At 74.4% G+C, this 20,741-nt stretch carries 16 protein-coding genes; 6 read left to right on the forward strand and 10 right to left on the reverse strand.

Annotated elements, in window-relative coordinates:
• Positions 1–21: 21 nt before the first annotated feature.
• The gene (locus tag ACJ6WD_RS23985; protein ID WP_233659846.1) at positions 22–873 is read right to left on the reverse strand and encodes an alpha/beta fold hydrolase; all 852 of its coding nucleotides are present in this window, start codon (positions 871–873) and stop codon (positions 22–24) included.
• Positions 870–1,640: a DUF998 domain-containing protein gene (locus ACJ6WD_RS23990; RefSeq protein WP_407616464.1), complete on the reverse strand. Its 771-nt coding sequence runs from the start codon at positions 1,638–1,640 to the stop codon at positions 870–872. The genes ACJ6WD_RS23985 and ACJ6WD_RS23990 overlap by 4 nt, the downstream gene beginning before the upstream one ends.
• A gap of 458 nt (positions 1,641–2,098) precedes the next feature.
• On the opposite strand from ACJ6WD_RS23990, the gene ACJ6WD_RS23995 reads away from it, so the two are divergent.
• Entirely contained in the window at positions 2,099–4,096 is a 1,998-nt protein-coding gene (locus ACJ6WD_RS23995) for a multicopper oxidase family protein (RefSeq protein ID WP_407616465.1), read from the forward strand.
• Between the two features lie 144 nt (positions 4,097–4,240).
• A complete protein-coding gene (locus ACJ6WD_RS24000; RefSeq protein WP_407616466.1) occupies positions 4,241–6,013 on the forward strand; it encodes an NAD+ synthase in 1,773 nt (590 codons plus the stop codon).
• A 58-nt stretch (positions 6,014–6,071) separates the two neighbouring features.
• On the opposite strand, the gene ACJ6WD_RS24005 is transcribed toward ACJ6WD_RS24000, so the two are convergent.
• The 4 genes from ACJ6WD_RS24005 to ACJ6WD_RS24020 all read right to left on the reverse strand — a co-directional run bounded on the left by ACJ6WD_RS24005 (position 6,072) and on the right by ACJ6WD_RS24020 (position 11,111).
• Positions 6,072–7,340: an MFS transporter gene (locus tag ACJ6WD_RS24005; RefSeq protein ID WP_331250077.1), complete on the reverse strand. Its 1,269-nt coding sequence runs from the start codon at positions 7,338–7,340 to the stop codon at positions 6,072–6,074.
• 211 nt (positions 7,341–7,551) lie between these two features.
• Positions 7,552–8,472, reverse strand: coding sequence for an endonuclease/exonuclease/phosphatase family protein (locus ACJ6WD_RS24010; protein WP_374206850.1), 921 nt, complete (start codon positions 8,470–8,472; stop codon positions 7,552–7,554).
• Positions 8,473–8,802: 330 nt separating this feature from the next.
• A complete protein-coding gene (locus tag ACJ6WD_RS24015) occupies positions 8,803–9,483 on the reverse strand; it encodes a TetR/AcrR family transcriptional regulator (RefSeq protein ID WP_233659841.1) in 681 nt (226 codons plus the stop codon).
• Positions 9,480–11,111 carry an MFS transporter gene (locus tag ACJ6WD_RS24020; protein ID WP_233659840.1) on the reverse strand — a complete coding sequence of 544 codons (1,632 nt, stop codon included), beginning with the start codon at positions 11,109–11,111 and terminating at the stop codon, positions 9,480–9,482. The genes ACJ6WD_RS24015 and ACJ6WD_RS24020 overlap by 4 nt, the downstream gene beginning before the upstream one ends.
• Positions 11,112–11,403: 292 nt before the next feature.
• Between ACJ6WD_RS24020 and panB the strand changes: the two genes are divergently transcribed.
• The 3 genes from panB to ACJ6WD_RS24035 all read left to right on the forward strand — a co-directional run bounded on the left by panB (position 11,404) and on the right by ACJ6WD_RS24035 (position 14,265).
• Positions 11,404–12,306, forward strand: a complete 903-nt coding sequence (gene panB / locus ACJ6WD_RS24025; protein WP_331249342.1) for a 3-methyl-2-oxobutanoate hydroxymethyltransferase — start codon at positions 11,404–11,406, stop codon at positions 12,304–12,306.
• Positions 12,307–12,397: 91 nt separating this feature from the next.
• Positions 12,398–13,435 (forward strand): ATP-binding cassette domain-containing protein, encoded by a 1,038-nt coding sequence (locus ACJ6WD_RS24030; protein WP_233659838.1) that lies wholly within the window; start codon positions 12,398–12,400, stop codon positions 13,433–13,435.
• A complete protein-coding gene (locus ACJ6WD_RS24035) occupies positions 13,432–14,265 on the forward strand; it encodes an ABC transporter permease (RefSeq protein ID WP_233659837.1) in 834 nt (277 codons plus the stop codon). The genes ACJ6WD_RS24030 and ACJ6WD_RS24035 overlap by 4 nt, the downstream gene beginning before the upstream one ends.
• Positions 14,266–14,318: 53 nt before the next feature.
• On the opposite strand, the gene ACJ6WD_RS24040 is transcribed toward ACJ6WD_RS24035, so the two are convergent.
• Complete coding sequence (locus tag ACJ6WD_RS24040; protein ID WP_407616467.1) at positions 14,319–17,783, reverse strand: AfsR/SARP family transcriptional regulator; 3,465 nt, start codon at positions 17,781–17,783, stop codon at positions 14,319–14,321.
• Positions 17,784–17,953: 170 nt separating this feature from the next.
• On the opposite strand from ACJ6WD_RS24040, the gene ACJ6WD_RS24045 reads away from it, so the two are divergent.
• Positions 17,954–18,760 (forward strand): site-2 protease family protein, encoded by an 807-nt coding sequence (locus tag ACJ6WD_RS24045; RefSeq protein ID WP_275464940.1) that lies wholly within the window; start codon positions 17,954–17,956, stop codon positions 18,758–18,760.
• A gap of 19 nt (positions 18,761–18,779) precedes the next feature.
• Here ACJ6WD_RS24045 and ACJ6WD_RS24050 read toward each other — a convergent pair whose 3' ends face one another.
• The 3 genes from ACJ6WD_RS24050 to ACJ6WD_RS24060 form a co-directional block, all read right to left on the reverse strand.
• Positions 18,780–18,998: a hypothetical protein gene (locus ACJ6WD_RS24050; protein ID WP_233659834.1), complete on the reverse strand. Its 219-nt coding sequence runs from the start codon at positions 18,996–18,998 to the stop codon at positions 18,780–18,782.
• A 94-nt stretch (positions 18,999–19,092) separates the two neighbouring features.
• Positions 19,093–19,839 (reverse strand): NADPH-dependent F420 reductase, encoded by a 747-nt coding sequence (gene npdG / locus ACJ6WD_RS24055; protein ID WP_407616468.1) that lies wholly within the window; start codon positions 19,837–19,839, stop codon positions 19,093–19,095.
• A 43-nt stretch (positions 19,840–19,882) separates the two neighbouring features.
• A complete protein-coding gene (locus ACJ6WD_RS24060) occupies positions 19,883–20,734 on the reverse strand; it encodes a carbohydrate ABC transporter permease (RefSeq protein WP_376555321.1) in 852 nt (283 codons plus the stop codon).
• Between the last annotated feature and the right edge of the window lie 7 nt (positions 20,735–20,741).

Consider the following 20,741-nt stretch of genomic DNA (forward strand, 5'->3'; position numbering starts at 1 on the left):
GGCCGTTGGCAAGGGCCACCGTCATCCCAGGTCCAGCACCGCCCGGGCCACCGCCTCCGGCACGTCCGCCATGACCAGGTGGCCGGAGGGCGCGGCGACGGTGCAGCGGCCGCCCAGCTGTGCGGCGAGCGCCCGCTGCCGCGCCAGCCAGCGCAGTTCGCCCGCGGACTCGCTGCCGTCGTAGGCGGCCAGCACCGTCACCGGGACGGCCGGCATCGGGCGGTGGGCGCGCAGCGCGGCCAGGTCCGCGGCCTGGTAGGGGTAGCCGGCGTTCTCCAGGGCGCAGGCCCGCAGCACCCGACTGGTGCGGTAGCCGGCGCTCTCCCAGCGGTGTCGCGGGTGCCGGCCCACCGTCCCGGCGCGGGATATCAGGCGGCGCGCGGCCGGGCCGAGCAGCCGCGGCAGCCCGACCGCGGCGAGCGCGCCGGCCGCGCCCCGGGCCCAGGCGGTGCGGACCGCGCGCGGCAGCCGGGGCCGGGGGTCCTCCTCGACACTGCCGTCGACGAGCACCAGACCGGCGCAGCGGGCGGGGTGCATCCGGGCGAACGCCTCGGCGTGGAAACCGGCCAGCGAGTGCCCGACGACGGTGGCCGGCGCCCGGTGGCCCAGGGCGTCCAGGAGGGCGGCGATCCGGTCCGCCTCGCCGCCGAGGTCGGGCGGCGCCGCGGCCGGGGCGCTGAGGCCCAGGCCCGGACGGTCGAAGCGGACGACGGTGCGGTGCGGGACGAGCAGCGCGGCGACCGCGTCCCAGTCGAACCAGGCCATGCCGAGGCCGCCGCTGAGCACCACGACGGGGCCGGCGCCCTCGCTCAGCACGTGCAGCGGCAGCCCGCCGACGCGCACCATCCGGCCGGGGGCGGGGCGGGGGGTCATCGGTCTCCTCGCGGTGGGGTCGACGGCGTCGGGGGCAGGTCCGGGGTGCCGGTCCGGGCGGGGCGGCGGGCCAGGCACCCGGCGAGCACGGCGAGGTAGAGCGCGACCAGCAGCACCTGGAGGCGCTGGCCGACGCCGAGCGCCCAGGTGTCCCGGCCCGCGGTGAGGACGGCGACCTCGGCCAGCGTCCAGACGGTGGCGGCGAGTTCGGCGAGCACCAGGGGCGGGCCGAGGCGGGCGAGTGCGGGCCACTGGTCGTACCGGCGGGCCGCGACGGTCAGCAGGACCAGCGCGGCCAGTGCGCCGACCATCGCCAGCGTGCTGCTGACGGCGTGCGCGGTGTGGGTGGCCGGGACCAGTCCGGCGGTCTCCCGGGCGGCGCACACCGGGTCGCTGGTGGGGGCGCAGCTCAGCGGCAGTCGGGAGTCCAGCGCGGTGGCGGCGCCGAAGAGCGCCAGGGCGCTGAAGCCGGCCACCGTCCAGGGCCGGCGCTCGGTGGTGGCGAGCGCGGCGAGCGCGCCGACCAGCACCAGCAGCCCGGCGACCAGGTCGGTGGCGCGGAACAGGCCGCCCAGCGGCTGGTCGGCGGCGGCCAGCTCGCTGACGTACGCCCGCACCGGGTCCAGGCCGGTGCCTATCACCAGCTCCAGCACCCAGGCGGTGTAGGCCAGCGCGCCGAGCAGCAGCGCGACGGCGGCCGCGCCCGTGGTGCGGGGGCGGACGCCGGCGGCGGCGCCGGGTGCGGGGCGGGTCGGGGTCACGGACATCCTGGTGTTCGGGTGGTCCCGACGGCGCGTCCGGAATGCCGGATACGTCGGGAACGCGGGAAGGCCAAGAATAGGCAGATGGTCCACCGGACGCGGCGAGTGCGGCGCGATGGGCCACCTCCGGGGCCGCAGCCCCGGGAACCAGGGTGCGCCGGTAGGTCTCCGGTCGTCGAGAGGTCCGCGATGGGTGAACACCGCAAGGCCGCCGCCGCGCGGCGCGGTCACCCGTCGCGCGGACCCGGGGCGATACCCCCGGCCTGGCCGCCCCTCCCCCGCCCGACCGCCGGCTGAGTGCGCCGCAGCGCGCCCCACCGCCCCACCGCCTCCGCCGCTTCCCCCCTCCCCCGGCCCCGCCCCCGTTCTCGTACGGGGCGCCCTATCGGGCCGGGGACCGCCGGCCGGCGCCCGCGGTCGCCCTCGCCTCCCCGTCCCCGACATCGCCACGAGGTGCTCACCCCATGGATTCCCCTTCCACACACTCCCGCCGCGCCGTGCTGACCGCGGGCCTCGCGGTCGCCGGCGGCAGCCTGCTGGCCTCGTCACCCGGTGCCGCCGCCGCGACGCCGAGCCAGGACGGCCGGCGCGCCGACACCCGCCCGCGCGGCGGACGCTACGTCGACCCGCGCGGCCCGGAGGTCGCCGAGGCCGAGAGCAAGCGCGCCTTCTCCGGCCGGGTGCACCGGCTGCACCTCGAGGCACGGAAGGCCCGGATCGACATCGGCAGCCGGACGGTCGACACCTGGGTGTACGGCGACCGGCTGCCGGGCGAGGTGGTCCGGGTCACCGCGGGCGACAGCCTGTCGATGACCTTCCGCAACAGCCTGCCGCAGCCGACCACGCTGCACTGGCACGGGCTGGGGCTGCGCAACGACATGGACGGCGTCCCGGACATCACCCAGCGCCCGATCCGGCCTGGCGACTCCTTCGACTACCGCTTCCGGGTCACCCAACCGGGCACGTACTGGTTCCATCCGCACGTCGGCGTCCAGCAGGACCACGGGCTGTACGCCCCGCTGATCATCGACGACCCCAAGGAGCCGCTGGAGTACGACCACGAGTGGGTCGTCGTGCTGGACGACTGGCTCGACGGGGTGGACGGCAGCGACCCGGACGTCGTGCTCAACGAGCTCAACCACGGCCGGGGCTCCATGCACGGCAACAGCGGCTCCGGCGAAGGGCACGGCTCCGACGGCGGGCCCGCGCACGCGAGCGGCGGCCACGGCGAGGCGGCCGGTCACGGCAACCACGGCACGGGCCACGACAGCAGCCCCGGCCACGGCACGAGCAACAGCAACAGCAACAGCAACAGCAACCACCGGGACCACAGCGGTCACGGCAGCGGCAGCGCGGGGACGGCGGTCCCCGCATGGGTGCCCCCGGCCTTCCCGGACGTGGACCTCGACCGGTTCGTCCCGCACGTCAACGGCCCCGGCGAACTGGGACTGGACCTGGCCAACAAGAGCCTGCACGAGGTCGGTCTGGGCAACCTGCCGCTGCACGGCATGAGCGCCACCGCGGCCGCGGCCGCCGCATCCGCGGGCGCCGCGTCCAGGCAAGCGGCCCGGGCCAGTCGCGGGGCGCGCCGCGACGACGGCCCCGGGCACGGCCACAACGGACCCTCCCGGCTGCTGAAGAGCGGCGCCCGGAGCAACGTGCTGGGCGGCATGCCGGGCAGCGTGAACTACCCGTACCACCTCATCAACGGCCGTACGAAGACGGACCCGGAGGGCTTCCGGGCCCGGCCCGGCGACCGGATCCGGATCCGCTTCATCAACGCCGGCGGCGACACCGCCTACCGGGTGGCGCTGGGCGGCCACCACATGACCGTGACGCACACCGACGGCTACCCGGTGCAGCACGCCCGCGCCGAGCAGCTGCTCATCGGCATGGCCGAGCGCTACGACGTCCTGGTCACCGCCAAGTCCGGGGTCTTCCCGCTGGTCGCCGTCGCCGACGGCAAGGGCAAGGACAAGACCGCGCTGGCCGTGCTGCGCACCGGCAACGGCCCGACGCCGGAGCCCTCGGTCCACCCCAGGGAGCTTGAAGGACCGCTGACGACCGCGGACCGGCTGCGCGCGGCCGAGGGCGTCCGGGGCCGGTCCGGGAAGCCGGACCGGGTGCTGACCATGAAGCTCATGGGCAACATGGAGCGCTTCAACTGGTCGTTCAACGGATACCCGTACACCCCGTCACAGCGCTACGCGATCGAGGAGGGCGAGCGGGTGCGGCTGGTGTTCCGCAACCGCACCGCGATGTGGCACCCGGTCCACCTGCACGGCCACAGCTTCACGCTCCCCAACGGCGGGCCGCGCAAGGACACCACGGTCATGCGGCCCGGGCAGCGCCTCGCCGTGGACTTCGACGCCGACAACCCGGGGCTGTGGATGCTGCACTGCCACAACATCTACCACTCGGAGTCGGGGATGATGACGGTCCTCGGCTACCGGCGGAAGTGACCGCGCGCCGACCGGACCCGTGCTCCACCGGGGCGGTCGGCGGCCGTGCGGCACCCCGTTCGGCCCCCGGCAACCGCGTTGCCGGGGGCCGCCGCGCGCCGCGCCGCACCCCCATTGCGTCAGAAAGACGATTACACTGGCGGGGTGCCCCGACTTCGTCTCGCCCTCCAACAGATCGATTCCTGCGTCGGCGACCTCGCCCAAAACGCCGCGGCGGTCGTGCACGGGACCCGGCAGGCCGCCGGCCAGGGCGCGCACCTCGTCGCGTTCCCGGAGATGGCGCTGACCGGCTACCCCGTCGAGGACCTCGCCCTGCGCCCGTCGTTCGTCGAGGCGAGCCGGGCGGCACTGTCCGCACTGGCCGCCCGGCTGGCCGCGGAGGGACTGGGCGAGGTCCCGGTCGTCGTCGGCTACCTCGACCGCTGCGCGCAGGCGCTGCCCCGCTACGGCCGGCCGGCCGGCGCCCCGCAGAACGCCGCGGCGGTGCTGTACCGCGGCGCGATCGCGCTCACCTTCGCCAAGCACCACCTGCCCAACTACGGCGTCTTCGACGAGTTCCGGTACTTCGTCCCCGGCGACACCCTGCCCGTCGTCCGGGTGCACGGCGTCGACGTGGCGCTGGCCATCTGCGAGGACCTGTGGCAGGAGGGCGGCCGGGTGCCCGCCGCGCGCGAGGCCGGCGCGGGACTGCTGCTGTCCGTCAACGCCTCGCCCTACGAGCGGGACAAGGACGACACCCGGCTGGAACTGGTCCGCAAGCGGGCGCAGGAGGCCGGCTGCACCACCGCCTACCTCGCGATGACCGGCGGGCAGGACGAGCTGGTCTTCGACGGCGACTCGATCGTCGTCGACGCGGACGGCCGGGTGCTCGCCCGGGCCCCGCAGTTCGCCGAGGGCTGCGTACTGGTCGACGTGGAACTGCCGGCCGCCGCACCCGAACCGCCGTCCGGGGTGCTGACCGACGGGCTGCGGGTGGACCACGTCGTGCTCTCCACCGCACCCCCGGCGCCGGCGCCCGCCACCGCGGAGCGGGCGGCGGGGACGCTCGACGGGCACGCCGAGCGCCTGGACGACCTGGCGGAGATCTACACCGCGCTCGTCGTCGGCCTACGGGCCTACGTCACCAAGAACGGCTTCGGCAGTGTGGTGCTGGGGCTGTCCGGCGGGATCGACTCCGCGCTGGTCGCCGCGCTGGCCTGCGACGCGCTCGGCGCCGAGCAGGTGCACGCGGTCGCGATGCCCTCGCGCTACTCCAGCGAGCACTCCGTCGGCGACGCCGCCGAACTGGCCCGCCGCACCGGGCTGCACTTCCGCACGGTGCCGATCGGCCCGATGTTCGACGCGTACATGGCGACGCTGCACCTGACCGGGCTCGCCGAGGAGAACCTCCAGTCGCGGCTGCGCGGCACGACCCTGATGGCCCTCTCCAACCAGGAGGGGCACCTGGTCCTCGCCCCGGGCAACAAGTCCGAGCTGGCGTGCGGCTATTCGACCCTCTACGGCGACTCGGTCGGCGGCTACGGCCCCATCAAGGACGTCTACAAGACCGTCGTCTACGAGCTGGCGCGCTGGCGCAACGAGGCCGCCGCCGCGCGCGGCGAGACCCCGCCGATCCCCGAGCACTCGCTCAGCAAGCCGCCCAGCGCCGAACTGCGGCCCGGCCAGGTCGACACCGACTCACTGCCGGACTACGCGGTCCTGGACCGGATCCTGGAGCTGTACGTCGACCGCGACCGGGGCCGGGAGGAGATCGTGGCGCAGGGCTTCGACGCGGCGCTGGTGACCCGGGTGCTGCGGATGGTGGACCACGCCGAGTACAAGCGCCGGCAGTACCCGCCCGGCACCAAGATCTCCGCCAAGGGCTTCGGGAAGGACCGACGGCTGCCGATCACGAACCACTGGCGCGAGGGGTTCTAGGGGACCTACGGACCGCAGGGGCCCGGGGCGCGGTGCTCCCAGGCCCTCCGTACCGGGCCTACGGGCCGACGGCGTCGGCCGAGAGGGCCGCCTCCGCCGTGGCGGCCGGTGCCGGTTCGCCGTCCCGGCCGCGCGCCACGATGCGGGTGGGGGCCGTCCCGCCCGTCCCGGGGGACGCGTCGCCGGCGCCGCGGTCCAGCCGGCCGGCGACCAACGCGACCACCAGGCCGGCGGCGGCCAGCACCGCGCCGGCCAGGGTGGGCGAGGTCCAACCCCAGCCCGCCGAGAGGACCAGGCCGCCGATCCAGGCCCCGCCCGCGTTGGCCAGGTTGAACGCCGACTGGTTGGAGGCGGCGGCCAGGGTGGGGGCCTGCCGCGCCTTGTTCATCACCAGCATCTGCAGCGGCGTCGTGGTCAGGAAGCCGGTGGCGCCGATGAGCACGACGCCGACCAGCGCCGCCCACTTCACCGGGGCGGCGAAGTGGAAGGCCGCCAGGATCACGGCGAGCGCGCCCAGGGATCCGTAGAGGGTGGGGCGCAGCGCCCGGTCGGTGAGCGGTCCGGCGGCCAGCGCGCCGAGCGTCATGCCGATGCCGAAGAGGGCGAGGACCAGCGGGACCGAGCCGGCGGCGAAGCCGGTGACCTCGGTCATCATCGAGGCCAGGTAGCTGTAGACGGCGAAGATCCCGGCGAAGCCGAAGACGGTGGTGAGCAGGCCGAGCAGCACCTGGCGGTTGCCCAGGGCGCGCAGTTCGCCGCCCAGCCCGGTGTGCGGCTCGGCCGGCAGCGGCGGGATCAGCCGGGCCAGGGAGGCCATCGCGACCAGTCCGATGGCGGCCACGACGAGGAAGGTCGCGCGCCAGCCCAGGTGCTGGCCGAGCAGGGTGGCGGCGGGCACGCCGACGATGTTGGCGATGGTCAGGCCCAGGAACATGGTGGCCACCGCGCGGGCCTGGCGGCCCTCGCGCACCAGGCGGGCGGCGACCACCGCCCCGACGCCGAAGAACGCGCCGTGCGGGAGGCCGGCCAGCAGCCGGCCGGCGATCAGCAGCCCGAAGGTGGGGGCCAGGGCGGAGGCGAGGTTGCCGACCGTGAAGACCGCCATCAGCGCGACCAGCATGCGCTTGCGCGGGACGCGGGAGCCGAGGGCGGTCAGGAGGGGTGCGCCGATGACGACGCCGAGGGCGTAGGCGGAGACGAGGTAGCCGGCGGTGGGCACGGAGGTGCCCAGGTCGTCCGCGACGTCGGGCAGCAGGCCCATCATCACGAACTCGGTGGTGCCGATACCGAAGGCCGAGATCGCGAGCGCGAGCAGAGCCAAGGGCATGGAGAACCTTTCGGGGTGGGGTGGGGAGGCGCGGTGCGGCGCGCGGTGTGCGGCGCGCGACGTTCTAAAGTTCTGTATCGGAACAAAGTCTCCCAGCCCGAGTATTCCGACGCGAAAACGGGACGTGAAAAGCCCGCGTCAGCAGGACGACCCAAGGGCCGTCCCACGGAACGCGGGCTTGCGGAGCGGGGCGCGGGCGCGCCGCCGCCGGTCAGACCTTCACGGTGGCCGCCACCGGCCGGTGGTCGCTGCCGGTCGCCGGCAGCACCCACGCCTTGACCGGGTCGATCCCCTTCACCAGGATCTGGTCGATCCGGGCCATCGGGAAGCCGGCCGGCCAGCTGAAGCCGAGGCCGTCGCCGGCCGCGCCCTGGGCGGAGCGCAGCTGCGAGGTCAGCGGGGCCAACGACCGGTCGTTCATGGTGCCGTTGAGGTCGCCGAGCAGCACGACCTGCTGGACCGGGTCGGCGGAGATCGCCTCGCCGAGGGCCTGGGCGCTGCCGTCGCGCTGGTTGGCGGTGAAGCCCTTGTCGACGTAGACCCGCACCGACGGCATGTGCGCGACGTAGACCGCGACCTTCCGGCCGTCGGCGGCGGTGACGGTGGCGCGCAGCGCGCGGACCCAACCGATCTTGATGTCGACCGGCCGGGCGTCGGCCAGCGGGCGCTTGCTCCACAGACCGACGGTGCCCTGCACGGTGTGGTACGGGTACGCCTCGGCCAGGCCCTTGCGGTACGCGGGCAGGGCGGTGCCGGTCAACTCCTCCAGCGCGACCACGTCGGCGCCGGAGGCCGCGATGTCCCGGGCGGTGCCCGCCGGATCGGGGTTGCCCGCGTCGACGTTGTGGGTGAGCACGGTCAAGTTGCCGCCGGTGCCGGTCTTGTCGGTGAGCTGCCCGCCGAAGAGGCTGACCCAGGCGACGGCCGGCAGCAGCAGCGCCACCAGCGCCGTCGCCGAGCGGCGCAGCAGTGCGCAGAGGAGCAGCAGCGGAACGCCCAGCCCCAGCCAGGGCAGGAACGTCTCCAGCAAACTGCCCAGGTTCCCCACGGTGTTGGGGATCCGGGCGTGCAGCACCATGGCCAGCCCGAGGAGTACCGCGAACACCGCGAGGACGATGCCGCGCCGCCACATCCCTTCGCGCCGCCACCAGTTCCGCAGGCGCCCGGACCGGGAACCGCCCCGCTCGGACCCCTGGCCCTGTCCCGGCTCCGTCATGTACGCCTGCGCCATACCGTTGTCCTCACTGCCTTGCCGCCCTGCTCCGGTGCGCCTCACCTGTGATCGTCGACCCTAGGCGATGGCCGTGAAACGCACTCTTAGATCCGTGTTCCACCGGACCGTCTTTTGCGTTCCCGCAGGAGAGGACGGCATGCCTGCGGCCCGGGGTTCCGCTCCTACGGGTTCGTGACGGCGGCTGTGACACAACGGGCATGGTCCGGTCACACGGCCCCCGCCGCCCGGTCAGCGCGCCGACGTTCCCGGGCCGGTGCCCGGCTCGGCCGCCGGTGGCCGGACCCCCTCCAGCACCGTGTCAACGACGTCCTCCGCGAGCCCCTCGGGGAGTTGCTGCCACTCGTGGAGCAGCGCGCGGGCCAGCATCGGGCCGACGAAGAGGGCGGCGAGGGTGTCCAGGTCGCGGTCGGCGCGGATCTCACCGGTGGCCACCCCGCGCCGCAGCACCCCCAGCAGCACCTCGTGCCGGGCCCGGACGACCGTCTCGTGGTACTCCGCCCACAGTTCGGGCTGCGCCTCGACGTGACTGACGACCGTGCGCAACACGGCCGAACTGCGCTTGGCCAGACCGCGGCGGTGTAGGAACTCCAACAGCCGCACCAGGTCGTCCCGGACCGAGACGCCCTCCAGCGGCGGGCAGGGCACGTCCATCGACCGCATCACGTCGACCAGCAACGCGCTCTTGCCGGACCAGCGGCGATAGAGCGTGGCCTTGCCCACACCGGCCTCGCGGGCGATCCGCTCCATGGACAGCTCGGCTATCGGAACGCCGTCCTCGATCAGCCGGAGCACCGCCTCGACGATGGCGGAGTCGGCCGCGGCACTGCGCGGACGGCCCCGACGCCGGGGGGCCGCCCCACCCGTGCGCGCCCCGGCCGTCCGCCCGCGGTCTTCCGCCACCCGGCTCATCGTGCTGCGCCCGCCTTCCGCCCACCCCACGGCTCCGCCGCGTGCGGTGCCGGGTCCATCTTGCCCGGCAGGAACAGCACGACCACCACGGCCCCGACCATCGAGACGGCCGCCGCCCCCAGGGCGGTGACGTGCATGGCGTGCAGGAAGGCTTCGTCGGCCCGTTCGATCAGCACATGGGCGGGCAGCGGGCGGAGCCGGGCGGCGAGGCCGAGGGTGGCCTCGATGGACTCGCCGGCCGCGGTCCGCACCGGGCCCGGCACGCCGCGCAGCGCGTCGAGGGTGTGCTGGATGCCGTCGCGGTAGCTGGTGGAGAGCAGCGAGCCCAGGACGGCGACCCCGAGCGTGCCGCCGACCTGCCGGAAGATGTTGTTGAGCGCCGAGCCGGAGCCGGCCTTCTCGCGCGGTAGCGACTGCATGATCGCGACGGTGACCGGCGGCATGATGTGCGCCATCCCGGTGCCCTGGAGGAAGAACAGCACCTCCAGCACCCAGATCGGGGTGTCGGTGCCCAGCAGCAGCATCCCGGCCATCGTGACCGCGACCACCAGCATGCCGACGGTGCACACCGCGCGGGCCCCGAAGCGGTCCACCGCGAGCCGGGCCCGCGGCGCGAAGATCAGCTGGGCGGCGGCCAGCGGCAGGATCAGCAGCCCGGAGTCGAGCGGACTGTAGCCGCGCACGCTCTGGACGTAGAAGACGATGAAGAAGGTGACGCCCATCAGCGCGAAGAAGACCAGCGCGATGGCGGCGACGGCGGCCGAGAAGGCCGGTTTGCGGAAGTAGCCGATGTCGATGGACGGGTGGTCGCTGCGCTTCTGGTGGACGACGAAACCGGCCAGCACCACCAGCCCGCCGAGGACCGTGGCGAGCACTGCGGGGTCGGTGAAGTCGGCGAGCTGACCCCCCTTGATGATCCCGAAGACCAGCAGGACCAGGCCCACCACCGAGAGCAGCACCCCGGCCGGGTCCAGCTTGCCGGGGGCCGGGTCCTTGGAGTCGGGCACCACGATCACCATCGCGACCAGGGCGCACACCACGATCGGGACGTTGATCAGGAAGACCGAGCCCCACCAGTAGTGGTCCAGCAGCAGTCCGCCGGCGATCGGGCCGACGGCGATGGCCAGCCCCACCCCACCGGCCCAGACGCCGATCGCCCGGGGCTGTTCCTCGCGTTCGAAGACGTTCATCAGGATCGCGAGGGTGGCCGGCATCACGAACGCGCCGCCCAGGCCCATCAGGGCGCGGAAGGCGATGAGCTGGGTGGGCGAGGAGGAGACCGCGGCCAGCACCGAACCGGCGCCGAAGACCGCCAGGCCGAAGAGGAGGACCTTCTTCCGGCCGAGTCGGTCACCGAGCAGGCCGGAGGTGAACAGCAGCCCGGCGAAGACCAGCGTGTAGGAGTTGATCGCCCACTCCAGCTCGCTCTGGGTGGCGCCGAGGCCGGTGGGGGCCGGGGTCGCGATGGTCTTCATCGCCACGTTGAGGATGGAGTTGTCCAGCACCACGATCAGCAGGCTGAGCATCAGCACGGTGAGGATCACCCAGCGCCGACGGTGGATGTGCGCGGGGATGACCGGGGCGGCGGGAGCGCCCGGGGCGCCCGGTGGGGTCGGTGAGGTCGCCATGGCGCCACCATACGCTCATTGCGATACGGAACCGTTCCGTATCGGTGTTGGGGCGTGCCGAAGCCACCGGTTCGCCGGAATCACCGGCGTCACCGAAGTCACCGAACCCGAAGCGACCCGACAGGCCGGCCCACCACTCCCCCACCCACCCGCGCAGTCCTTCCCCCACCCACCCACCCAGACCTTCTCCCACCCCCGCCCCCTTTCCTCCCCCGAGAGGCCGTGCCAGCATGGACGGGAGTCCGGAGACACCGTCAGGGTGCTTCGAGATGGAGAAACAGGAGTCGTCACCATGACGCTTTCGCCTGCCCAGGAGCCGGCCGCGGGGGCCACCGCAGAGCCCACCGGCAAGCCCGCCAAGGAGAACACCAAGACCCTCTACGGCGGCACCGGCTCGCGCCGGGTCACGGTCCGTGACATCGCCGCCGCCAAGGGCCGCGGCGAGAAGTGGCCGATGCTCACCGCCTACGACGCGATGACCGCGTCGGTCTTCGACGAGTCCGGGATCCCGGTGCTGCTCGTCGGCGACTCGATGGGCAACTGCCACCTCGGCTACGAGTCCACCGTGCCGGTCACGATGGACGAGATCGCCCTGCTGTCCGCGGCGGTCGTGCGCGGCACCAAGCGCGCCCTGATCGTCGCCGACCTGCCGTTCGGCGCCTACCAGGAGGGCCCGGTCCAGGCCCTGCGCAACGCCACCCGACTGGTCAAGGAGGCCGGGGTCGGCGCCGTCAAGCTGGAGGGCGGCGAGCGCTCCGCACACCAGGTGGAGCTGCTCGTCTCGTCCGGCATCCCGGTGATGGCCCACGTCGGACTGACCCCGCAGTCGGTGCACGCCTACGGCGGCTACCCGGTACAGGGCCGCGGCGAGGAAGCCGCCCAGCAGCTGCTGCGGGACGCCAAGGCCGTGCAGGACGCGGGGGCGTTCGCGGTGGTCCTGGAAGCGGTGCCGGCCGAACTGGCCGCCGAGGTGACCCGTTCGCTGCACGTCCCCACCGTCGGCATCGGCGCCGGGGCCCAGTGCGACGCCCAGGTGCTGGTGTGGACCGACATGGCGGGCCTCAACGCCGGCCGGGTGCCGCGGTTCGTCAAGCAGTACCTCGCCCTGCGCGAGCTGCTCGGCGGCGCGGCCAGGGCGTTCGCCGAGGACGTGGTCGGCGGCGCCTTCCCCGCCGAGGAGCACACCTTCCACTGACCGTCCGCCGACGGGCCGTCGACAACCGTTCCGCACGGGCTGTCGGCGGCCTGTCGGTGCGCTGTCGGCGGCGGCTGGCACCTTTGCTGGCATGACGCGACAGACGATAACCACCAAGGGCGGCAACGCCGTGGAGGTGCGCGGCCTGGTCAAGCACTTCGGCGAGGTGAAGGCCGTCGACGGGGTGGACCTGAACGTGCGCGAGGGCACCGTGCTCGGCGTCCTCGGCCCCAACGGCGCGGGCAAGACCACGCTCGTGCGCTGCCTGTCCACGCTCCTGGTGCCGGACGCCGGGCACGCCGTGGTCGCCGGCTGCGACGTGGTGCGCCAGCCCCGGGCCCTGCGCCGCCGGATCGGCCTGACCGGGCAGTACGCCTCGGTCGACGAGAAGCTCTCCGGCTGGGAGAACCTCTACATGATCGGCCGGCTGCTGGACCTGTCCCGCAAGGACGCCCGGAGCCGCGCCGACGGGATGCTGGAGCGGTTCTCGCTCACCGAGGCCGCCAAGCGGCCGGCCGGGAAGTACTCCGGCGGCATGCGGCGCCGGCTCGACCTCGCCGCCTCGATGATCGGCCAACCCGCGGTCCTCTACTTGGACGAACCCACCACCGGCCTGGACCCGCGCACCCGCAACGAGGTGTGGGCGGAGGTCCGGCGCATGGTCCGCGAGGGCGCCACGGTCCTGCTGACCACCCAGTACATGGAGGAGGCCGAGCAGCTCGCCGACGAACTGGCGGTCATCGACCGCGGCCAGATGATCGCCGAGGGCCGGGTCGAGGAGCTGAAGGCCAAGGTCGGCGGGCGGACCCTCCAGGTCCGGCCGGCCGACCCGACCGAGCTGGACCGGATGGTGGGCGCCGTCGCCCAGGCCGGTCTGGACGGCATCAGCGGCGCCACCGCCGACCACGAAGAGGGCGTGGTCAACGTCCCCATCGTCAGCGACGAACAACTGACCACGGTCGTCGGGGTGTTGGGCGCCCGAGGCTTCGCACTGGCCGGGATCAGCACCCACCTGCCCAGCCTGGACGAGGTGTTCCTGGCGATCACCGGCCAGAAGACGTCCGGGGCCACCGCCCCGGAGACCGGTTCCGCTCTGCACGACGAGGAGTACGCGGGGGTGTCGGCATGAGTGCCGCGACGATGACGGTGCCGCCGGTCGGCACGACCGGCGGCGACGAGGGCCGGATCGGCCTCCGGGCCAACCTGCGGCACATCGGTGCGCTGGTGCGGCGCAACCTCGTGCAGATCAAGCACGACCCGGAGACGCTGTTCGACGCGGTGCTGATGCCGGTGATCTTCATCCTGCTGTTCGTCTACGTCTTCGGCGGCGCCATCGCCGGCAAGGGCAACCAGCACGCCTACGTGCAGTACCTGGTGCCCGGCATGATGGCGATGATGGGCATGAACATCGCCATGGCGGTGGGCAGCGGCGTCAACGAGGACTTCCGCAAGGGCGTGATGGACCGCTTCCGGACGATGCCCATCGCCCGGTCCTCGGTCCTGATCGCCAAGATCGTGGTCGAGCTCGGCCGGATGCTCCTCGCGATCGCGATCCTGCTCGGCATGGGCTTCCTGCTGGGCCTCGAAATCCACGGCTCCCTGCTGGAGTTCGCCACCGCGATCGCCCTGTCCGCGGTCTTCGGCGCCGCCCTGATGTGGATCTTCATCCTGCTGGGGCTCAGCGTGAAGACCCCGCAGGCGGTGCAGGGCATGGCGATGCTGGTCCTGATGCCGCTCCAGTTCGGCTCGTCGATCTTCGCGCCGACCCGGCAGATGCCCGGCTGGCTGGAGGCGTTCACCAAGGTCAACCCCCTCTCCAACCTCGCCGACGCGGCCCGCGCGCTGCTCAACGGCCAGGGCGCGGTGGCCCATCCGGCGCTGATCACACTCGGCTGGGCGGTGGCCATCACGGCGATCACCATGCCGCTCGCCGTGCGGAAGTTCCGCACCAAGACCTGACGCGGCGTCCGCGGGGGCGTGCCCCGCGGACCGTCCAGCCCGCCCGGCTCGCGTCAGATGAGGGCGGCGGCCTCGTCCAACGCGAGGCCGCCGCCCTCGGCATGCGCGGCCTCGTAGGCGGCGTCGCCCAGCAGGGCCCGGACGGCCTCCTCGGTGCGGGCCCGGTCCCGGCGGTTGGCCAGCGGCGTCACGTGCGGGCTGACGAGCAGCGCGTCGTGAGCGCCGATCAGCCGGGCCGCGTCCCAGGCCCCGGCCGCGCCGCGGACCGCCGTCAACACCCGGGCGCCGGTCAGCAGCAGCACCACCGGAAGGTCCGGCGCGACCAGCTCCACCAGCGGGTCCCGGACCTGGGTGACGGCCTGCCGGATCCGCGGCAGGAGTTCCGGCCCGTGCTGCCCCTCGTCCACGTCCAGCGAGACCAGCGAGGCGTCCAGCAGGCCCAGGAACATGTCGGAGTCGTGCGAGGTGAGCGCCTCCCGCACCACGAGGAACTCCCGGCGGGCCTCGTGCGTGCGGCCCTCCGTCGCCAGGTGCATGCCCAACGTCATCCGGGTGAACCACGCCGCGTCCCGGCCGCTGTGGGCGTCCTCCGCCTCGGCCAGCACCTCCTTGAGCAGCCGCCGGCCGTCCTCCGGCCGGCCGTCCTCGATCAGCACGGCGCCCAGCCGGGCCCGCAGCAGCAGCGTCTGGCCGTGCGCGCCCAGTTGCTCGGCGTACACCATCGCCGCCTCGTAGTCGCGCACCGCGGCGGCGTGGTCGCCGCGCTTCTCGGCGGACTCGCCGCGGCCGGCCAGCGCCTCGGCCGCGCCCCAGACGTCGCCGAGCCGGACAAAGATCGCGAGCGCCTCGTCGGCGTCCCGGGTCGCCCGGGGCAACTGGCCGGGGCGGTCGTTGAGGATCTTGGAGCGCAGTTGGAGGACGTAGGCCAGCTCCCAGTCGTAGCCGAAGCCGCGACAGCCCTCGACGGCCTGGTCGAGCATCTCGACCAACTCCCGCCAGCGGCCGGTCATCAGGACCGCGTGGTACCACAGCACCCCGGGCACCTTGCAGGTCTGCGGCATGCCGCCGCGGTAGGCGGCGATGATCCCGGCCAGTTCCTCCTGCCCGTCCGGGTCGCGCAGCCACTCGACGTTGCGGTCGTTGCTGGCGAGCGCCACCAGGCGGACCTCGCGGCGGGCCTCCACGAGCTGCTCGGGCGGCATCGGCGGGGGTGCGTCGATCGGCCGCGCGGGGAGCTCGGGGGCGACCTCCACGGGCCGGGCGAAGGGGTTGGGGCCGAGTGCGGCGACGGCCTCCGCCCAGGTGCAGGAGTCGCCGCGGTGGTCGCGCAACGACCAGAACCAGTGGAGCGACAGCACCAGGCACAGCCCCTCCTGCTCGTCCCCGGCGGCGACGGCCCGGCGCAGCGCGGTGCGCAGGTTGTCGTGCTCCAGCTCCAGCCGGTCGATCACCGCGCGCTGTCGGGGGCCGCGCAGCAACGGGTCGCTGGTGCGGGCCAGTTCGCGGTAGGCGACCAGGTGGCGGCGCTCGACCGCGGCCCGTTCCCCGGCCTCGTCCAGCCGCTCCCCGGCGTACTCGGCCACCGTCTCCAGCAGCCGGTAGCGCATCTGCCCGCCGGCACCCGCCCCGGTCCGCGGCGCGCGCCCGGCCGCAAGGTCGCGGGCGCCGGGGAGGCCCCGCGCGCCGGGCCCCTCGTCGGCCGGGGCGGCGACCACCAGCGACTTGTCGATCAGCGAGCCCAGCAGGCCGGCCACCTCGTACGCGGGCACGCCGTCGCCCGCGCAGACCTCCTCCGCGGCGGCCAGGTCGCACCCGCCGGCGAAGACCGACAGCCGGCGCAGCACCGCGCGTTCGGGCTCGTCGGTGAGGTCCCAGGACCAGTCGACCACCGCGCGCAGGGTCTGTTGGCGGGGCAGCAGCGTGCGGCTGCCGCTGGTCAGCAGGCGGAAACGGTCGTCGAGCCGGTCCGCGAGCTGACGGGGCGTCATCATGCGGAGGCGGGCGGCGGCGAGTTCGATCGCCAACGGCAGGCCGTCCAGCCGGCGGCAGATCTCCGCGCAGGCCAGTGCGGTCTCCTCGTCGGCGTCGAGGCGGAAGCCGGGGCGGGCGGCGGCCCCGCGGTCGGCGAGCAGCCGCAGCGCGACCGGGTCCGGCAGCGGCTCCACCGGCCGCACCACCTCGCCCGGCACGGCCAGCGGCTCCCGGCTGGTGGCCAGCACGGTCACGCCCGGGCAGGCCATCAGCAGCCGCTCGGCGAGTTCCGCGGCGGCCCCGATCACGTGCTCGCAGTTGTCCAGCACCAGCAGCATCCGACGGCCCGCGCAGTGCTCGGCGAGCCGGGCGTGCGGGTCCCGGGCGCCGTGGTCAGCGGCGGCCCGCAGCCCCTCGGCGGTGGTACCGCGGACGACGGTCTCGCGGGCCCCGAGCGCGGTCAACACCGCCTCCGGCACGGTCCGCTGATCGTCCACGGGCGCCAACTCCGCCAACCAGACACCGTGCGGCCAGGCGTCCGGCAGCGCGGCCGCTGCGGCCTCGGCGCCCTCCTGGGAGAGCCGGGTCTTGCCGGCGCCGCCCGGCCCCAGCAGCGTCACCAGCCGGTGCGCGGCGAGGTCGGCCCGCAGGGCGTCCAGGTCGTGTTCCCGGCCGACGAAGGAGGTGAGGCGGGCGCGGAGGTTGCCGGGCCGGGCGGCCGGCGGCACCGGGGCGTCCGCCGGCGCGGGCAGGGCGGCGGACGACGGCCGGGGCGGGCCCGTCGGGCCCCCCGGCGCGGCCGCCCCCTCGGGCGCCGGGGCCGCGAGGTCCGGCCGCAACAGCGCGGCGTGCAGGGCGCGCAGCTCCGGTCCGGGGTCGGCGCCCAGGCGGTCGGCGAGGTCGGCGCGTATCGCCTCGTAGGCGGCGAGCGCCTCGGCGGTGCGGCCCGCGGCGCGCAGGGCGCGCAGCCGGAGCGCCTGGAGCGGCTCGTCCAGGGGGTGGTCCTGGCAGAGCGCGCCCAGTGCGGGCAGCGCCCGGGTGGCCCGGCCCAGGGCCAGGTCGGCGGCGAAGCGGGTGCGCTGGGCGTCCAGGCGGCGGCTCTCGGCGCGGGCCGCCTCGACGGTCGCCTCGGGCAGATCGGCCAGGGCCGGCCCGCGCCACAGGGCCAGCGCCTCGTCGAGCAGGGCGGCGGCGCGGCCCGGGTCGGCGGCGTCCAGCGCCCGGCCGCCCTCCGCCGTCAGCCGCTCGAAGCGGTGCAGGTCGACCGCGTCCGGCTCGGCGCACAGCAGGTAGCCGCCGTCGACCGAGGCGATCGCGGACCGGCCCAGGGCCCGGCGGAGCCGGCCGACCAGCGCCTGGAGGGCACCGGGCGCGTCGGCCGGCGGGTCCATCCCCCAGACGTCGGCGATCAGGACGTCCGCGGGCAGCGCCCGGCCGGGGCGCAGCGCGAACGCCGCGAGCAGGGCGCGCAGCCGGGCGCCGCCGACGACGACGGGCGTGCCGTCGGCCTCGCCGACCTGGGTGGTGCCGAGAATTCCGTAACGCACCGGGCCATTGTCGGTCACCGGCGGAACTCTCCGCGTACCGAGCGGCGTTTCCGTCGGCGGGGCGCGGCCGGCAACGGGGCCGTGCGCCGGCGGCCGCACCGCGGATACGGTCGGGGCGGCCCGCCGCGGCCCGGCCCCGCCCGCGACCCACCCTTGGGAGACCCGTACCGATGACCACCGCAATCCCGCGCGCCGACCGCCGCGTCAGTCCGGTCTTCCTCGCGCTCGTCGCCGTCCTGGCGGTCTCCGGCTGGGCCGTGTGGAGCGGGACGCTCGCGGCCAGCACCGGCTTCGCGGTCTTCCTGTTCGTGACGGCGGGCTGGGTGGTGTCGCTGTGCCTGCACGAGTACGCGCACGCCCGCACCGCCCTGCACGGCGGCGACATCACGGTGGGCGCGAAGGGCTACCTCACCCTCAACCCGCTGGTCTACTCGCACGCGCTGCTGAGCATCGTGCTGCCGGTGCTCTTCGTGATCATGGGCGGGATCGGGCTGCCGGGCGGGGCGGTGTTCATCGAGCGCGGCCGGATCCGGGGCCGCTGGCGGCACAGCCTGATCTCGGCGGCCGGGCCGCTGACCAACGTCCTGTTCGCCGTGGTGGTCAGCGCGCCGTTCTGGCTGCACGCCCTGGACGGGGTGCCGGACGCCTTCCGCTACGCGCTGGCGTTCCTGGCGCTGCTCCAGGTCACCGCGGCGCTGTTGAACTTCCTCCCGGTGCCCGGGCTGGACGGCTACGGCGTGCTCGAACCGTGGCTGTCGGACCGGGTCCGGCGGCAGGTCGCGCCGATCGCGCCGTTCGGGATGCTGGCGGTCTTCGTGCTGCTGTGGGTGCCGGAGATCAACCAGGTCTTCTTCGACCTGGTGCACACGGTCCTGCGGGGACTGGGCGTGTCGACCTGGGACACCTACTGGGGCCAGGAGTTCTACCGCTTCTGGCAGGGCGAGCCGCAGGTCCCGCAGATCGGCGGGACGGCCTGACCGGGGCGCGGCCGGCGGGTCAGCCGGCGGCCTCGGCCTGGCGGGCCCGCTCCAGCTTCGCCTTGCGGAAGTAGAACCACGCCATGTTGCTGGAGACGCCGGCCAGCAGGATCCACACGATGCCGATGAAGCTGCCCCGGGCGAAGGAGACGACCGCCGCGGCGACGGCGAGCGCGCACACGGCGAGGGCGAGGACGGCGAGGCGCCGGTCCGGTCCGGGCGGGGGCAGGGAGGGCATGGGGTCGGCTCCTGTCGGGTCGTGCGGTCCGTTCCAGTGTCCCTTATGGCCCGCGCCGCCCCCGCCGCCCCCTCCCCCGCAGCGGTGTGCCGGCTCAGACGTCGGTGACCCGCAGGCCGGCGTGCGCCGTGTAGCGGCGGTTGACCGAGATCAGGTTGGCGACCAGCGACTCGACCTGGTGGGCGTTGCGCAGCCGGCCGGCGAAGACGCCGCGCATCCCGGGGATGCGGGCGGCCAGCGCCTGCACCAGGTCGGTGTCGGCGCGGCGTTCGCCGAGCACCATCACGTCGGTGTCGATGTCGGCGACCTCGGGGTCCTGGAGCAGGACGGCGGAGAGGTGGTGGAAGGCGGCGGTGACCCGGGAGTCCGGCAGCAGCGCGGCGGCCTGCTCGGCGGCGCTGCCCTCCTCCGGCTTGAGCGCGTAGGCGCCCTTCTTGTCGAAGCCGAGCGGGTTGACGCAGTCGATCACCAGCTTGCCGGCCAGCTCCTCGCGCAGCGCCTGGAGGGTCTTGGCGTGTCCCTCCCACGGCACCGCGACGATCACGGCGTCGCTGCGGCGGGCGCAGTCGGCGTTGGCGGCGCCCTCGACGCCCAGGCCGCCCAGTTGGGGGTCCTCGGCGGCGGCCTGCGCGCGCTCGGCGGCCCGGGAGCCGATGATCACCTTGTGGCCGGCCTTGGCGAACCGGTAGGCCAGGCCGCGGCCCTGGTCGCCGGTGCCGCCGAGGACGCCGATCACCAGACCGGAGACGTCGGGCAGGTCCCACGGATCGCGGGCGGCCGGCTTGGCGCCGGGGGTGGACGGGGTCTCGGCCGGGGTCGCGGCAGCGTCGGAAGAAGTCATGACAGCGATACTGTCACGCCCCGGCGCCGGTGTCGGGGGGACGTCACGCCTTGACGCTCCCCTCGGTCAATCCCGTGCGCCAGTACCGCTGGAGCACCGTCATCAGCACCATCAGCGGCAGTACGGACAGCAGCGCGCCGCCCACCGTGTACTGGTAGAGCACCGGCTGCCGGTCCGCGTAGCCCAGCCACGTCGTCAGCCCCAGTTGGACCGGGTACAGGTCGGAGTCGGAGAGCATCACCAACGGCAGGAAGTAGTTGTTCCAGATGTGCACGAACTGGAACAGGAAGACGGTGACCAGCGCCGGTCCCATCAGCCGCAGCCCCAGCCCGGCGAAGATCCGCGCCTCCCCCGCGCCGTCGATCCGGGCCGCCTCCAGGAGCGCGTCGGGCACCGCGGCGGCCGCGTAGATCCGGCACAGGTAGACCCCGAACGGGCTGACCACGCTGGGGATCAGCACCGCACCGTAGGTGTCGGCCAGGCCCAGCGCGCTGAAGAGGAGGTACAGCGGCAGGGCCAGTGCGGTGCTCGGGATCAGCACCCCGGCCAGCACCAGGCCGAAGACCGTCTCCCGCCCCCGGAAGGGGAACTTGGCCAGCGCGTAGCCCGCCGCGGCGGACAGCCCGGTGGCGCAGACCGCGCCGACGCCGGCGTAGAGCAGCGAGTTGGCGAACCAGCGGGCGTAGACGCCGTGGTCGTACGTCAGGACACCGGTGAGGTACGCCAGCGGCCGGGGGTGGTCGGAGAACCAGAAGCCGAAGGTGCCGAAGAGGTCGGCGCTGCTCTTGGTCGCCGAGACGACCAGCCAGTAGACGGGCGCGAGGAAGTAGAGGGCGGCGACGGCCAACAGGGAGCTGGTGATGATCCGTTGACGGACGGGGACCCGGGCGCTCACGGATGCT

Origin of the sequence: Streptomyces sp. VTCC 41912 (assembly GCF_045799175.1) — a bacterium.
Classification (GTDB): domain Bacteria; phylum Actinomycetota; class Actinomycetes; order Streptomycetales; family Streptomycetaceae; genus Streptomyces; species Streptomyces albulus_C.

Excerpts from the sequence above, each read along its gene's own strand:
- ACJ6WD_RS23985 (WP_233659846.1), bottom strand. The coding sequence starts at position 873 with ATGACCCCCCGCCCCGCCCCCGGCCGGATGGTGCGCGTCGGCGGGCTG.
- ACJ6WD_RS23990 (WP_407616464.1), bottom strand. The coding sequence starts at position 1,640 with ATGTCCGTGACCCCGACCCGCCCCGCACCCGGCGCCGCCGCCGGCGTC.
- ACJ6WD_RS23995 (WP_407616465.1), top strand. The coding sequence starts at position 2,099 with ATGGATTCCCCTTCCACACACTCCCGCCGCGCCGTGCTGACCGCGGGC.
- ACJ6WD_RS24005 (WP_331250077.1), bottom strand. The coding sequence starts at position 7,340 with ATGCCCTTGGCTCTGCTCGCGCTCGCGATCTCGGCCTTCGGTATCGGC.
- ACJ6WD_RS24010 (WP_374206850.1), bottom strand. The coding sequence starts at position 8,472 with ATGTGGCGGCGCGGCATCGTCCTCGCGGTGTTCGCGGTACTCCTCGGG.
- ACJ6WD_RS24015 (WP_233659841.1), bottom strand. The coding sequence starts at position 9,483 with ATGAGCCGGGTGGCGGAAGACCGCGGGCGGACGGCCGGGGCGCGCACG.
- ACJ6WD_RS24020 (WP_233659840.1), bottom strand. The coding sequence starts at position 11,111 with ATGGCGACCTCACCGACCCCACCGGGCGCCCCGGGCGCTCCCGCCGCC.
- panB (WP_331249342.1), top strand. The coding sequence starts at position 11,404 with ATGACGCTTTCGCCTGCCCAGGAGCCGGCCGCGGGGGCCACCGCAGAG.
- ACJ6WD_RS24030 (WP_233659838.1), top strand. The coding sequence starts at position 12,398 with ATGACGCGACAGACGATAACCACCAAGGGCGGCAACGCCGTGGAGGTG.
- ACJ6WD_RS24035 (WP_233659837.1), top strand. The coding sequence starts at position 13,432 with ATGAGTGCCGCGACGATGACGGTGCCGCCGGTCGGCACGACCGGCGGC.
- ACJ6WD_RS24045 (WP_275464940.1), top strand. The coding sequence starts at position 17,954 with ATGACCACCGCAATCCCGCGCGCCGACCGCCGCGTCAGTCCGGTCTTC.
- ACJ6WD_RS24050 (WP_233659834.1), bottom strand. The coding sequence starts at position 18,998 with ATGCCCTCCCTGCCCCCGCCCGGACCGGACCGGCGCCTCGCCGTCCTC.
- npdG (WP_407616468.1), bottom strand. The coding sequence starts at position 19,839 with ATGACTTCTTCCGACGCTGCCGCGACCCCGGCCGAGACCCCGTCCACC.